The following is a 12506-nucleotide window of genomic DNA, read 5'->3' on the forward strand; positions in this document are numbered from 1 at the left end:
TGGCGTTGGCTGGGCGCTGGTGCTGGCGCCACCGGGTCGCCGTGCCGGCCACGGTCGGGCTGGCGCTGTTCTGGCACCGGTTCGGCCCCCTCGGCCTGCTGTGCCTGCTCGTCGGCCTGGTGCTCGTCGCCGTGGCGTGGCGTCGGCTGCACGCTCGTTCGTTCCAGTGGCTGGCCCGGTGGGTCTGGGGCCGTGCCCGGCTGGCGTTCGTGTACCGGTGGCGGTGGCGGCCGGCGATGGTGCACACCGACCTGGCGATCCGCATGCCGGCGTCCACCGGAGACGAGGTGACCTTTGACGAGTACTTCCCCCGGATCCGCGGGATCCGCTCGACTCGGGCCGTGGACGTCCTGCGGGTAGAACTGCTGCCCGGTCAGACCCCGGAGCAGTGGGCGGAGCAGGCCGAATCGCTGCGGCACGTGTTCCGGGCTCGGCGCTGCCAGGTCCAGGCGGAGCAGCACCGGTTCATCCGGCTGTACTTCCACCGGCGGGACACCCTGACCACCCCGGTTACCCCTGCTGACCTCGACACGCCGCGTCCCGACGGCTCGGACGGCGGCCGATCGGAGGATGCCGGGACTGTGCCTGACCTGCTCGTCGCGGGCCTAGGCGCGGTCCCGGTCGGCCGGCAGGAAGACGGAGAACCGTGGACGCTGCCCGTCCGCGGCACGCATCTGCTCGTCGCTGGTGCCACCGGGGCCGGTAAGGGCTCGGTGCTGTGGTCGATCATCCGCGGTCTCGGCCCGGCGGTGCGGGCGGGGCTCGTGGAGCTGTGGGTATGCGACCCCAAGGGCGGCATGGAACTCGCCTTCGGAGAACCGCTGTTCGCCCGGTTCGCCACCACCACGGAGACGATCGCTGACCTGCTCGACGACGCGGTGGGCGTGATGCAGGAACGCACGGAACGGCTGCGGGGCCGAACCCGGCTGCACACCCCGACGACCAGCGAGCCGCTGATCGTCATCGTGGTCGACGAAATCGCCTCGTTGACCGCCTACGTCACGGATCGGGACGTCAAGAAGCGGATCGGCGCGGCGCTCCCGCTGCTACTCTCCCAGGGCCGGGCACCCGGGGTCGTGGTCCTGGCGGCGGTCCAGGACCCGCGCAAGGAAGTGCTTCCGTTCCGGGATCTGTTCCCGGTCCGGGTCGCGCTGCGGATGACCGAACCGGAACAGGCGGATCTCGTGCTCGGCTCCGGCGCCCGGGACCGTGGGGCGCGGGCGGACGAGATCCCGGTCTCGCTGCCCGGTGTCGGCTATGTGCTGCATGAGGGACAGCCCGAACCGGTCCGGGTCCGGGCTGCCTTCGTCAACGACGCCGAGATCAACCGGACGGTGATCTCCTACCGGCGCTCCGCAGACGGCGGCTGGGTTCCCGACCTGAACCCCCACCAGAACGGCGACAGCCTGGCCGATCCCGGCGATCTGTTCGACCTCGGGGAGGTTGCGTGACCCCAACCTCCCCGACCACCCTCGACGCTCCCGGCCGTGACGATCGTGATGATCGCCCCGGTTCCCGGGCCGCGCGGATGCGTCTGCCGCTGGCCCGCCAGGTCGTCGAAGCCGTCGCTCTGGAGAACGGGGTGTGTGTGCGGCCGATGGCGATGCGGCGGACGAACCTCCACACCGGTGAAACAGAGATCGTCCCGGTGCCGTGCGGCGCCACCCTGGCGAGCAAGTGCCCGTCGTGTGCGGAGCGGGCGCGGCGGCTGCGGATGGCGCAGTGCAAGGCGGGGTGGCATCTGGAGGACGAACCGGTTCCCGACCCGGATCCTCCGTCCGACGATGCGAAGGTTCTTGCCGGTTTCCGCGCGGACCTGGAGGCGTTCCGCCGCGATGCCGACCGTGCCGGGGACGCGGCCGGCGTGGCCGAGATCGACGAACTCATCGGCCAAGTAGACGAGGAACTCAATGCACTGGGCGGGCGGGGGCGGGCGCCTCCGGAGGATCGGGAGCGTCCTCGACGGGTCCGCTCGACCCGCCGTCGGCAGGACGCACCAGACCTGCCCCGGCTGCCCGTCGACCGGCGGACCGTCGGGCGGACGTACGAGGCGGCGGACGGGACGGTGTGGCGGCCGTCGATGTTCCTGACGCTGACCTGCGACACCTACGGGCGGGTGACCTCCGACGGCACCCCGGTCGATCCGGACTCCTACGACTACCAGCGGGCGGCGCGGGACGCGATCCACTTCCCGAAGCTGATCGACCGGTTCTGGCAGAACCTCCGCCGAGCCGTGGGCTGGGATGTGCAGTACTTCGCCGCGCTCGAACCGCAACGGCGGCTCGCCCCGCACCTGCACGCGGCGATCCGGGGCACGATCCCGAGGGTGGTGCTGCGTCAGGTGGCGGCGGCGAGCTATCAGCAGGTGTGGTGGCCGTCGTGTGACCGGCCGGCCTACGGCGACGACCGACCACCGGTGTGGGACGAGGCGGCCGGCGGCTACCGTGACCCGGCCACCGGCGCGCCGCTGCCGACATGGGACGAGGCACTCGACGCGATCGGCGAGAACGACGAACCCGCGCACGTCGTCCGCTTCGGTCCCCAACTCCGGGCAGACGGAGTGACGGCGAACTCGGCGCACACCGGCCGGATGATCGGCTACCTGACCAAGTACCTCGTGAAAAGCCTCGACGCCTGCCACGCTGCCACGACCGACGCTCAGCGGCGCCACGTCGAACGGCTCGCGGACGCGCTGCGGTACGAACCGTGCTCGTCCACCTGCGGGAACTGGCTGCGCTACGGCGTCCAGCCGCGCAACCCGAAACCGGGCCTCGTCCCGGGCCGGTGTCGGGGGAAGGCGCACCGGCGGGAGACCCTCGGGTTCGGCGGCCGGCGGGTGCTCGTCTCGCGGCGTTGGTCCGGCAAGACGCTGGCCGATCATCGGACCGATCGGCTCGCCTGGGTCCAGGCGCAGCTCGAATCGCTCGGGCAGACCGGAAGCGGTCCGGTCGGCGAGCATGATCCGGCCCGGACGATATGGACGCTGCTCCGTCCCGGCGATCCGGACGCACCTCGACGCGAACACCTGCTTCTCCAGGCAGTCGCGCAACGCCACGCCTGGCGTGCCCAACTCGACCGGGATCGGCGTCCGGCCTCCGGCGGGCTTCCGGCAACCGGCCCACCGGTGACCGCGAACGCTGCCTGATCCGCCGTCGCGATGGTCCGGAAGGTATGGATGACCAAGCTGTTGCTCACCCCGGCTGAGGCCGCGGAGATCCTCGCGGTCGGCCGGAGCACCGTGTATGAACTGCTCGCCGCGGGCGACCTGGAATCGGTGCGGATCGGCCGGTCACGGCGCATCCCGCGGGCGGCGCTCGATGCGTTCGTCCGGCGGCTGCGGGGCCTCGACGAGGGGCAGGCTGCCTGACCGATGCCCGTGCCAGGTCGGGGGGTGGCTGCGTCCCCGAGAGTGGTTGCCGTCAGCTACTCAGGGGGTCGTAGTCGCCTGCGAGCCACCGGAGGAATCGTCGGGGGCGGTCCACGTACGTCTGAATCGTGCTCGGCGTCCGTCCGCTGGACACGAGTATCTGTTCATAGCGATCAAGCGCCTGGTGCAGGTCATCCAACGTCCACTGATCCGTCCGGCCCTGGCCCTTGGCTGGTCGTGGCGCCTGGCGCGCGGCGTGCCATCGCTCGATGTCCTCGGCGTTCCAGACCTTCCCCATGCTCAGAACGGCCACCGGATCGGGGAAGGCCGGATCGTCGCGGAGGATCTGATGAACCCGCGACGGACTCACGTTCAGCATCTGGGCGATCTCCGCCGCACCCATGAGCTTGATCGTCGACATGGGCACATCATAGCTTGACGAGCCATTACCTCATGCCTACTGTAGGCAGTAGCGGTTCCGGTGAGTGCGCCAACACCAACCGGAACCTTGATCCCAATCCTGACTGCACAGGAGTTGAGACCCATGCCCATTTTCTCGTCTGGTGGCTTCGGCGCGTGGCGGACCCCTGGTGATGGCGAGTCCCCTCTGATCGCGATGCGCACCCGGGTTACTGGGGAGCTCGTGCTGACGATCCGTCCCGGGGCCGATGTCGGCGACCTGATGGCGATCCTCGGCACGCTGCCCGCGGATGCGTTCTTCACGGAGCACTTCGGCGACGTGAACGCGGTGCTCGTCTTTCGGCAGGTGCCCGGGGATTCGGCGGCGCTTCCGGCGTCCGTGAACCCCTCGGCGGGGCCGGCGGCGGCAAGGGCTACCCGCCCGTAGCGGCTGTTCTGCCTGCTCCTCCCCCATTTTTCTTCCGTTCTCTGGTGGCGCTTGAAGCTGTCGGGGTGTCGGACGTGTCCAGGGTCGGCCGAAGGCCGATCGCGTAGCGACGCGTAGCGCCCTGGACGCGGGCGGCGCCCCGGCAGACCATCCCCGCGCCAGAGAACGGAACACCCACCTGCACCGGGCGACGCCACCCGCGGCCCGCGTGACTCTTCCCGTTTTTCTTCCGGCAAGAAGCTTTCTTCGCCATGCCCACTGACCACTACGGACACCCGACGATGAGCCTGCAACAGGCTCTCCGGGAACATCTCGACCGTGCCCGCGCGGAACAGGGTCGGCTCTACCCGCAGCCCGAGGGGGAGACCAAGTTCGCCTGCGACATGGGCGACAGCCGCTACGGCTGCGCGTGGTGCGACAACATCGAATGGCCTGACGGAAACCCCCTGGACGCCGACTGATGGCCGAGAAGAAGAACGACCCGGACAACCAGACGGCGGCGGACCAGAAGAAGAGTCGACGCGCGCACGGCGAGGGTGGGCTCTACCAGCGGGCCAGCGACAACCGCTGGGTCGGTGTCGTCGACCTCGGGTGGATCGACGGCAAGCGGCGTCGCCTGACGGTCTACGCCCGGACGCAGAAGGAAGCCCGCGACAAGATGGCGGAGCTGCGCAAAGCGGCCGACAAGGGCCAGGACCTCGCCGCGAAGCCACAGACGGTCGCGCAGTGGATGGCCTACTGGCTTGACGAGATCAAGGCGCACGACGGTACGCGGCCGTCGACGCTGACGCGCTACCGGTACGCGATCGACGGGCACATCGTGCCGGTCCTCGGCAAGGTCAGGCTGGACAAGCTCACCCCAGCTGACGTCCGCCGGCTGCATGCTGCTCGCCGGGACTCGATGAAGCCGGCGAGCCTGGCCAAGGTTCACGCCGTCCTGCGGGCGGTGCTCACCGACGCGGAACGGATGGACCTGGTGAGCCGCAACGTCGCGAAGTCGGTCCAGGCTCCCAAGCTGGGCGACGCGGAACCGCGGGAGCTGACGGTGGAGCAGGCGCGCCGATTCCTCGACGTCGGGGCCGGCGATCGGCTCGAATCGCTGTTCGTGGTCGCGCTGACGATGGGCCTACGCCGTGGCGAACTGCTTGGCCTCCGCTGGGACGATGTCGACCTCGACGCGGGGACGCTGCGCGTCGTCCGCTCGGCGCAGCGCGTTTCCGACACGCTCCGCCTGGTCGAGACGAAGACGCGGGGCTCGCGGCGCCCGGTACCGATTCCGGCAACGACGGTCGAGGCGCTCCGGCGGCACCAGAAGCATCAAGAGCAGGAGTGCGCGGACGCGGATACGGCCTGGAAGGAGAACGGTCTCGTCTTCGCGTCCACGGTCGGCACGCTGATGGAGCCGCGCAACGTGACGCGCCGCGTCCAGCAGCTGCGCGGGCGGGCGAGCCTTCCCACGCTTCGGCTCCACGACTTCCACCACGCCTGCGCAAGCTTTCTCCTGGCAGCCGGCGTCGAACCCCGCACCGTCATGGAGATCCTCGGCCACGCCACCATGCGCATGACCATGGATCGCTACGGTCATGCCCTCCCGGATCGCCTGCGCGCCGCGTCCGACGCGATGGACAAGCTGATGACGGCGTCTGACGATGACGCGGACAGCCAAGGCGGCGAGCCAGACGACCGGCCGGACTCGGGCGACTCCGACGAACGCTCGTAGCGGCTGGGCTACACGGTTGGCTACATAACGATCAAAGAGGGCGTCACTGCCGGTAATACCAACAGGTCAGCCGTGGTGGACCTAACGTGTCACAATAAGAACCGCCTGATCTTGGCCCAGGGACCTGAGATCACCGTCCGACCGGTCCCCACAAGGCTCCCGACCAGGGGCGATGCCCCGTGAGCACCCAGCCGGCAACCTCGCCCATCGAATCGAACACACGTTCCGCACCTCTGGTGGGTCCGGCCGCCCGCTGCGCCACCGAACGAGCCTGCGCTCTCAGATCAGATAGTATGTAATCATGGTCACGGTGACTGCTACCCAGGCGGCACGCAGCTTCGCGAACATCCTCGACGCCGTCGAGCACGGCGAGACAGTGGTCATCACACGCGACGGTGTGCCGGTCGGCCGGCTTGTCCCGGAACGGCAGACGTCGGCGGACCGGTTGAGGGCCGCACTGCGCGACAACCCGGCTGACGTCGGCTTCGCAGACGAGTTGGAGCGGACCCATGCCGAGCTGGACGTGGCATTCGGTAGCGAGGTGCGCGGATGGCGAGACGCGTAATCCTCGACACCGGGGTGCTCATCGCGCTCGAACGGGGCACGCTTGACGTCGACGCGCTCCTCGGGCTCGACGACGCCGCGATCGCCGCGGTGACCGCGATGGAGCTTCTCGTCGGTGTCGAACGTGCGGACGAGGCACGCCGGCAGGCGTGCGCCGTCCGCGTGGAGGCAATTCTGTCGAGTCTCCCGATCGAGCCCTACACGCTCGGTGTCGCGCGGGTGCATGCGCGTCTTGCCGTGGCCGCGATGGCCAGTGGCCGGCCGCGATCAGCATATGACATGGCGATCGCGGCGACCGCGGCCGCCACCAGTCGGGTGCTGCTCACCACCGACACCAGGGCAGGCTTCGACGAACTCGCGGGCGTCCGCTCCGAACTCGTCACGCCGACCGGCCGTTGACGGACACTCAGCCCGTTCACCCGTGGGATGCATTGCCGCCCGCCAGTAAACCCCCCAGAAGGGGGCGAACATGACGGACCAGCTCGTGGACCTGACACACCACAGTAAGAACCACCGCGTCGAACACGCGTTCCGCGGCAAGGCTCGTTGGACGGCGCGGCGTTGGTCGATGTTGGTCTGCCAGACCTCGGCGAGATCGAGCTCGGCCGCCGCCGCGCTGCGGACCACGTCGAGCAGCCCAGCCGCGCGACCGTAGATCTCCACTGCCCCGGCAACCTGCCTGCGGATCTGCTCGCCGGGGTCGGTGGCGGAGAGCGGTAGCCCGCGGCGCGGATCGCGGTGATCACAGCACCTCGGAAGATCGCGAGGGCTGCGGGGGCCCGGCCGGTCCTGCCGGTGGAAGCATCCTCACCGAAAGTGACATCGCGGACGTAATGCTGGCAGCCCTCGAACTGTCAAGCAGGGTGCACCTGTGGTGCTCAACTGTCGGGGGATGGCCGCCCGCGAAGCGGGGGTGGACGCGGGTGGTTCGGCCTCGGATCTTGTTCAGGTAGGCGGCCAGCTCGGTGATCTTGATGGGGTTGGCGTGCAGGATCCAGCGGTGTGGATGGCGGGTCTCCTGGCGTCCGCGGATGCGGCCTTGCTGGCGCCAGCGGTGGATGGTTCCGGTGGTGACGCCGAGGTGGGCGGCTAGATCCGCGAGCCACCACTCGTGTGCGCCGGGTGCCTCGTCGGGGTGGACGGGCAGTGGCCGGTGGTGGTGGGTGATCGGGTGTCCGGCGCGGCGCAGGACCTGGTCGACCAGTCGCCAGCGGATCGGGCCGTCATCGCGGGCGGGGCGGAAACCGTCGGTGTTGAGCTGATCGGCGATCTGGCGAGGATCCAGGCCGCGGCGGGCGAGCTCGATCACGCGGGCGGTGAGCTGGGGGTAGTAGCTGAGGTCTTCGAAGCGTTGGAGGAGGCGGCGGAGCACCCCGGTGGTGGTCATCCCGCCGGCCCAGCAGATGGTGACGTCGACCAGTTCGCTGCGGCCACGGACGGTGACGATGATTTCGTCGATGACGGCGCGGATGATCTGCTTGCGGTCGGCGTTGTCGGTGGTCGGTGCGTTCCAGAGGGTGGGCAGGTCGGCTGCCGCGGCGGCGATGGCCTGCTTGTCAGGGGCGGTCAAGGGCACGGGGGCGGTGTGCTGGAAGCGGTGCCAGTCCTCGGTGAGCTGCCGGTGGTGGGCCAGGGCTTGTTCCCAGTCGGCTTCCAGCTGGCGGACCACCAGGCGGTTCTCGGGCTCGGCCAGCTGATAGCAGCGGCGGGCGTGGTCCACGGCCTGCTGGGCACGTTCCAGCCGCTGGGTCCAGATCTTGTTCAGCGCGGCCCGGTCGGCATGGAGCTGTTCGGCTGCGGCGATGCTGACCTGTGCGGCGGCCGGGGTCAGCGCGGCCAGCAGCCGGGCGGTGATGAAGGTGTCCAGACAGCGGCCGCTGAGGTGCTGACAGTGCGGGCCGCCGTAGTCGGCGCGGGCTCCGGTGCAGTTGTAGCTGGTGCGGGGTTTACCGGCGTCGATGTGATAGGCCACCGTCATCCGGCGGCGGCATCGGCCGCAGCGCAGCAGCCCCGCCAGCAGCGCCGGGCCGTAGCGCACCGCGCCGGGCACGTCGGCGTGTGGCTGGTTCGCGGCCAGGCGGGCTTGGTTGGCCTCGTACTGCGCCACGGTGATGTAGGCGGGCAACGCGTCCTCGATCCAGGCCAGCCACTCGGCGCGCTCCATCCGCCGCAGCCCGGCCTTGGGATGCCCGGGGCGGCGGCGGGAAGGATCGACCCGCCGCCGCCCATACACGTAGACCCCGGCATAGATCGGGCTGCCGAGCATGCAGGTCAGGGTGGCGCGGGCTGGCCGTTTCCACACCAGCTCGCCCCTGTCGGAGCCCGAGCGGGCCCGGATCCCGATCTGGATGCCGTGTTCGACCAGGAAACGCATCACGCCCTGGATCGAACCGAGCTCGGCGAACTTCGCGAAGACCAGAGACGCACCACGGACTGCACCTGCTCATCCGGGTCCAGCACCGCCTCGCCCGACGGACGACGCCAATACCCCACCGGCAGCGCGATGGCCAACTCGCCGCGGCGGGCCTTGTTCACCCGCCCGGCCTGCATCCGCTGATTGATCAGATACAGCTCGGCCTCGGACATCGTCCCTTTCAACCCCAGCAGCAACCGGTCGTTGTACTCGGCCGGGTCGTACACGCCATCGACGTCCGCCAGCAGCGCACCACCGAGCGCGCACAACTCGATCAGCTGGTACCAGTCCTTCCCCGAGCGTGCCAGACGCGACATCTCCGTGCCCAGTACCAGCCCGACGTGCCCCAAAGAGATTTCGGCTACCAGCCGCTGGAACCCCGCCCGGTCGACCGCGCTCGCCCCGGACCTGCCCAGGTCATCGTCGATCACCTGGACCCGCGACGCCGTCCAGCCCAGCGCCACGGCCCGGTCCACCAACGCGTACTGCAACCGCGTCGACTCACCGTGCCCCAGCACCTGCCCGCGGGTGGACTGGCGCACATACACCACCGCCGGCCGGTCGGTATGGCGACAGGTCACCTTGCCGCCCGACCGCTCCCACGGCATCACCGTGGTCACCGGTCACTCTCCGAGCTCGGTGCCGCCGGGGCCTGCTGGTTCGCCGCCTCGCTCCGCGACGGCAGACTCTTGCGAGCGATCAGCGCCAGCCAGTACACCGCCGTCCGGCGATTGGCCACCGGCAGCCCCGTCCACAGACTCGCCACATCCGGCTCTGCCTGGATCTGGGGCGCCCGTCGTCTCCGCCGTCCATGGTGCCCCACCTCCTTGCCGGCCACGGGCCTGCAACCGCTCAACCACCTCGACCAGCCGCAGCAGCCCCTCACGCCCGATTGTCGGCCCCTGATCGGGTTCTTGGCTACTCACAGGTGCAGTCTGATGAACAGATGTCGATGTGCCAGTGCTGGCGGGCGAACAGCGCGAGTAATGCGGCCGGCGCCTGCTCGAAGGTAAGGCTGGTGATCCCGTAGGCGGTCTCGCGGGTCGCCGGCCTGCCTTTCACCCGGCGCCAGCGGTGGATACGGATCGCCTGGGCCGCGTGCGGGAAGTCGAGGTGGGCGACGGTGGCGGCCTTGATACCGCGGGTCTCGTCGCGGCCGTGGCCATAATGGATCAACCAGCCCCCAGCGATCATCGAGACCGAGGAGACGCTACCCACAGACCAAGCCGCCTGATGTCTCACCGGGATTGACAGGCTCCGACCCACCGCCACTACGCAAAGCAGCTGACACCTACCAGAAAGCCGTCGACCAGCTCATCCAGCACGCCGGCCTCGCAGCCTGACCCGCCTACCCAGAACTTGACCCATCCTTCGCGGCTTCGCCCGCCCAAGCCTTCTAGCCTGGCGGGGCGTCCTCGGCCAGGACGTCGAAGCGGGTCGCTCTCGTGGGTGGGCGGAGGAACGGGGTGCGCTGGCGCTGGGACCAGAGGATCGGGGCGCCGGACGTGTCGCGCGCCAACCGGCGGCGGCGGGTCAGCGTGACGCCGATCGACGGGATCGTGGCTGGCTCGATCTCATGGACGGTCTCGCCGCCGGGACCGCGGACGCGCAGTACCTCGGCTGCGGCCGCCGGCAACAGGACCGGGTCGGGACCGGACGGGTCGGCCAGCCGGCGCTGCACGAAGCGGCGCCGGTCGTCGACCTCGTACGGGTGCCAGTGCACGGCCGCGTCCCGCCCGGCGGCGTAAACGTAGGACGCGGGCTCCACGTGCGGCAGCACGGACGCCGGCGGCTGCGCCGGCACCGCGTGGCCGTCGAGCCGCCGCTCGACCGCCCACAGCAGGTTCGCGTACTCGTCCAGGCCCAGCAGTACCTCCTCGACGGGCGTGACCGCCCGCAGCCACACGACCAGTGAGGACGGCGAGAGCCCGGAGGTCCGGAACAGGTACCAGTCTGGCGGCGGCGCCACCGCGTACGAGTCACCGAACGAGTCGGTCACAACCACCGAGGGCAGCGTGAGCACGGACCCGGCGGCCGCATCGACGGGGAACAGGAACCAGTCGTCGCCGTGCGTCGAAATCAGCTCCAGCAGCAGCGTGGTCGCGACGTGGCTGCTGTCCGGCGGGTAGCCGCCGATGTCGACCGCCGCGTCCTCAATCTCCCACCACCGGCTGTTCGGCGCGCCGGGGTAGTGCAACGCCACCGGGTACGCCCGCCGTTCGGCCGCCGCGGCGAGCGACACCGGCCCTGCGCCGGAGCCGGAGAACCAGTCGACCCGCCCGCCTCGGTGCCGCGGCAGCGCGAGCGTCGTGTCCCCTACCGGGAACTCGGCCGTGTAGACCAGCTCCGCCGGGTCCCACCGCAACGGCGGCACACCGGGAATCCCAGCGAAGTCCGTCGCGGTGAGCCCCAGCGGCTCGGGATCCCGCCAGGCGGCGAGCCCGTCGAGCGCACCGGCCAGCCCCTCATACGGCGGCGGCGGATCCACCAGCAGGTAGGCAGGGTCCACAGTAGACGGGTCGAGGTCCAGCGCAGCACCCACTCGCACCCGCCGTCCCAGAGTCCACCAGCTGTCCGTTTCGGACTCGACGAGCGCCTCGGCCGGCACCACCGTCGGGTCGCCGGCCGGGTCGTCCGGCGCGGGCTGCACCGGCGACGACGACGCCGAGAACGTCACGAGCACCGGCGTGGTCGCGTTCTCGCCCTGGTGCTCGCCCATCTGCCACTGCCGGGACAGGAACCACACCGGGTCGTGCACGCCCGCGGCGAAGCCGGCGGCCAGCGAGCGCCGGGTCGGGTCGGGCTCGATCCGGCGGTGGACGTCGTAGCGGTCGGCCATCAGAACGACGTCCCCTCAACCTTGAACCCGGTCTGCCCTGTGCCCTCGAGCAGGACTGTCGGCACCGCAGCCTGCAGCCCGCCGAGGTGCTCGGGCCGCCCGGCCCGCGCGTGCGCGAGCAGCCGGGTGTCCGCGAGCACCGCGACGAGCCCCTCGGTCGTGGCCCCCACCCCGTACGACGCCGAGAGATCGGGCGGCACCGCCAGCAGGATCGCCTGCGGCGGCCTCGCGGCCGGTGCGTTGAACCCGAACGCGGCCGTCGTGGTTTGCCGGGACCGCGGCACCGACTCACTCCAGCTGTCCACGAGCCCGGTTGCCACCAGCACGTCGGGCTGTGCCGACCACACGTCCCCGAGCCCGTATCCGGCGATGAACCGCGGCAGCGCCGCACGCGGATTCCCGCCCGGCGCGGTCCGCGAGGCCCGCAGGTCGGCCAGCGCCGCCGTACGCCAGTGGTCGCCCGGCGCGCTCGAGGTCGGTGCCAGGGACGGTGCATCCCCGACGAGCGCGGCGAGCTGCACGGCCTCCAGCCGGGCGACATGCGGCCGGACCGCCGCGACGACCGGCAGCCACTCCTCGTCGAGTCCCGGGTCGGCGGCGGCGGTCAGCCCGCTGAGCTCACGCAGCGTGCCGAGTGGCACTGCGGACAGCACGGCCAGGTGGCCCTCGGGCGCGGCGAGCTCGGCGATCGCGCGGCCGACCGGCTCCCGCGCGCCGATCGGCGGCGCGGCCTGCAGCCGCGCGGCGAGCGAGTCG

16 protein-coding genes are annotated in these 12506 nt (G+C 70.6%); 9 read left to right on the forward strand and 7 right to left on the reverse strand.

The window, feature by feature from the left end; all coding sequences use genetic code 11:
• Positions 1 to 5: 5 nt before the first annotated feature.
• From AC08OQ_RS11500 to AC08OQ_RS11510, 3 genes are all read left to right on the forward strand, one after another.
• Positions 6 to 1451 carry an FtsK/SpoIIIE domain-containing protein gene (locus tag AC08OQ_RS11500; RefSeq protein WP_476612035.1) on the forward strand — a complete coding sequence of 482 codons (1446 nt, stop codon included), beginning with the start codon at positions 6 to 8 and terminating at the stop codon, positions 1449 to 1451.
• A gap of 77 nt (positions 1452 to 1528) precedes the next feature.
• A complete protein-coding gene (locus tag AC08OQ_RS11505; protein WP_476600888.1) occupies positions 1529 to 3145 on the forward strand; it encodes a replication initiator in 1617 nt (538 codons plus the stop codon).
• 30 nt (positions 3146 to 3175) lie between these two features.
• On the forward strand, positions 3176 to 3367 hold the full coding sequence (locus tag AC08OQ_RS11510; protein ID WP_023839981.1) for a helix-turn-helix domain-containing protein: 192 nt from the start codon (positions 3176 to 3178) through the stop codon (positions 3365 to 3367).
• A 52-nt stretch (positions 3368 to 3419) separates the two neighbouring features.
• Here AC08OQ_RS11510 and AC08OQ_RS11515 read toward each other — a convergent pair whose 3' ends face one another.
• Positions 3420 to 3788 (reverse strand): helix-turn-helix transcriptional regulator, encoded by a 369-nt coding sequence (locus AC08OQ_RS11515; RefSeq protein WP_462188727.1) that lies wholly within the window; start codon positions 3786 to 3788, stop codon positions 3420 to 3422.
• Between the two features lie 123 nt (positions 3789 to 3911).
• On the opposite strand from AC08OQ_RS11515, the gene AC08OQ_RS11520 reads away from it, so the two are divergent.
• The 6 genes from AC08OQ_RS11520 to AC08OQ_RS11545 all read left to right on the forward strand — a co-directional run bounded on the left by AC08OQ_RS11520 (position 3912) and on the right by AC08OQ_RS11545 (position 7218).
• Positions 3912 to 4214, forward strand: coding sequence for a hypothetical protein (locus tag AC08OQ_RS11520; protein ID WP_462188729.1), 303 nt, complete (start codon positions 3912 to 3914; stop codon positions 4212 to 4214).
• A gap of 251 nt (positions 4215 to 4465) precedes the next feature.
• Positions 4466 to 4675 (forward strand): hypothetical protein, encoded by a 210-nt coding sequence (locus AC08OQ_RS11525; RefSeq protein ID WP_462188731.1) that lies wholly within the window; start codon positions 4466 to 4468, stop codon positions 4673 to 4675.
• The gene (locus AC08OQ_RS11530; protein WP_476600883.1) at positions 4675 to 5934 is read left to right on the forward strand and encodes a tyrosine-type recombinase/integrase; all 1260 of its coding nucleotides are present in this window, start codon (positions 4675 to 4677) and stop codon (positions 5932 to 5934) included. Before AC08OQ_RS11525 ends, AC08OQ_RS11530 begins: the two co-directional genes overlap by 1 nt.
• Before the next feature lie 301 nt (positions 5935 to 6235).
• Positions 6236 to 6499: a type II toxin-antitoxin system Phd/YefM family antitoxin gene (locus AC08OQ_RS11535; RefSeq protein ID WP_462203822.1), complete on the forward strand. Its 264-nt coding sequence runs from the start codon at positions 6236 to 6238 to the stop codon at positions 6497 to 6499.
• On the forward strand, positions 6484 to 6897 hold the full coding sequence (locus tag AC08OQ_RS11540; protein WP_462203821.1) for a PIN domain-containing protein: 414 nt from the start codon (positions 6484 to 6486) through the stop codon (positions 6895 to 6897). The genes AC08OQ_RS11535 and AC08OQ_RS11540 overlap by 16 nt, the downstream gene beginning before the upstream one ends.
• Before the next feature lie 162 nt (positions 6898 to 7059).
• Positions 7060 to 7218, forward strand: coding sequence for a hypothetical protein (locus tag AC08OQ_RS11545; protein WP_476600879.1), 159 nt, complete (start codon positions 7060 to 7062; stop codon positions 7216 to 7218).
• Positions 7219 to 7240: 22 nt separating this feature from the next.
• On the opposite strand, the gene AC08OQ_RS11550 is transcribed toward AC08OQ_RS11545, so the two are convergent.
• The 6 genes from AC08OQ_RS11550 to AC08OQ_RS11575 all read right to left on the reverse strand — a co-directional run.
• The gene (locus tag AC08OQ_RS11550; protein WP_476600886.1) at positions 7241 to 8872 is read right to left on the reverse strand and encodes a recombinase zinc beta ribbon domain-containing protein; all 1632 of its coding nucleotides are present in this window, start codon (positions 8870 to 8872) and stop codon (positions 7241 to 7243) included.
• Positions 8872 to 9531: a recombinase family protein gene (locus AC08OQ_RS11555; protein ID WP_476600877.1), complete on the reverse strand. Its 660-nt coding sequence runs from the start codon at positions 9529 to 9531 to the stop codon at positions 8872 to 8874. The genes AC08OQ_RS11550 and AC08OQ_RS11555 overlap by 1 nt, the downstream gene beginning before the upstream one ends.
• Complete coding sequence (locus AC08OQ_RS11560) at positions 9528 to 9677, reverse strand: hypothetical protein (protein WP_476600876.1); 150 nt, start codon at positions 9675 to 9677, stop codon at positions 9528 to 9530. Before AC08OQ_RS11560 ends, AC08OQ_RS11555 begins: the two co-directional genes overlap by 4 nt.
• 152 nt (positions 9678 to 9829) lie before the next feature.
• A complete protein-coding gene (locus tag AC08OQ_RS11565) occupies positions 9830 to 10129 on the reverse strand; it encodes a hypothetical protein (RefSeq protein ID WP_476600874.1) in 300 nt (99 codons plus the stop codon).
• A 178-nt stretch (positions 10130 to 10307) separates the two neighbouring features.
• Entirely contained in the window at positions 10308 to 11750 is a 1443-nt protein-coding gene (locus AC08OQ_RS11570; protein WP_476600873.1) for a hypothetical protein, read from the reverse strand.
• Positions 11750 to 12506 (reverse strand): hypothetical protein (locus tag AC08OQ_RS11575; protein WP_476612034.1); only part of this gene is annotated, 757 nt, incomplete at its 5' end. The genes AC08OQ_RS11570 and AC08OQ_RS11575, both read right to left, overlap by 1 nt.

It is taken from the genome of Frankia sp. CcCS3, from assembly GCF_977927575.1.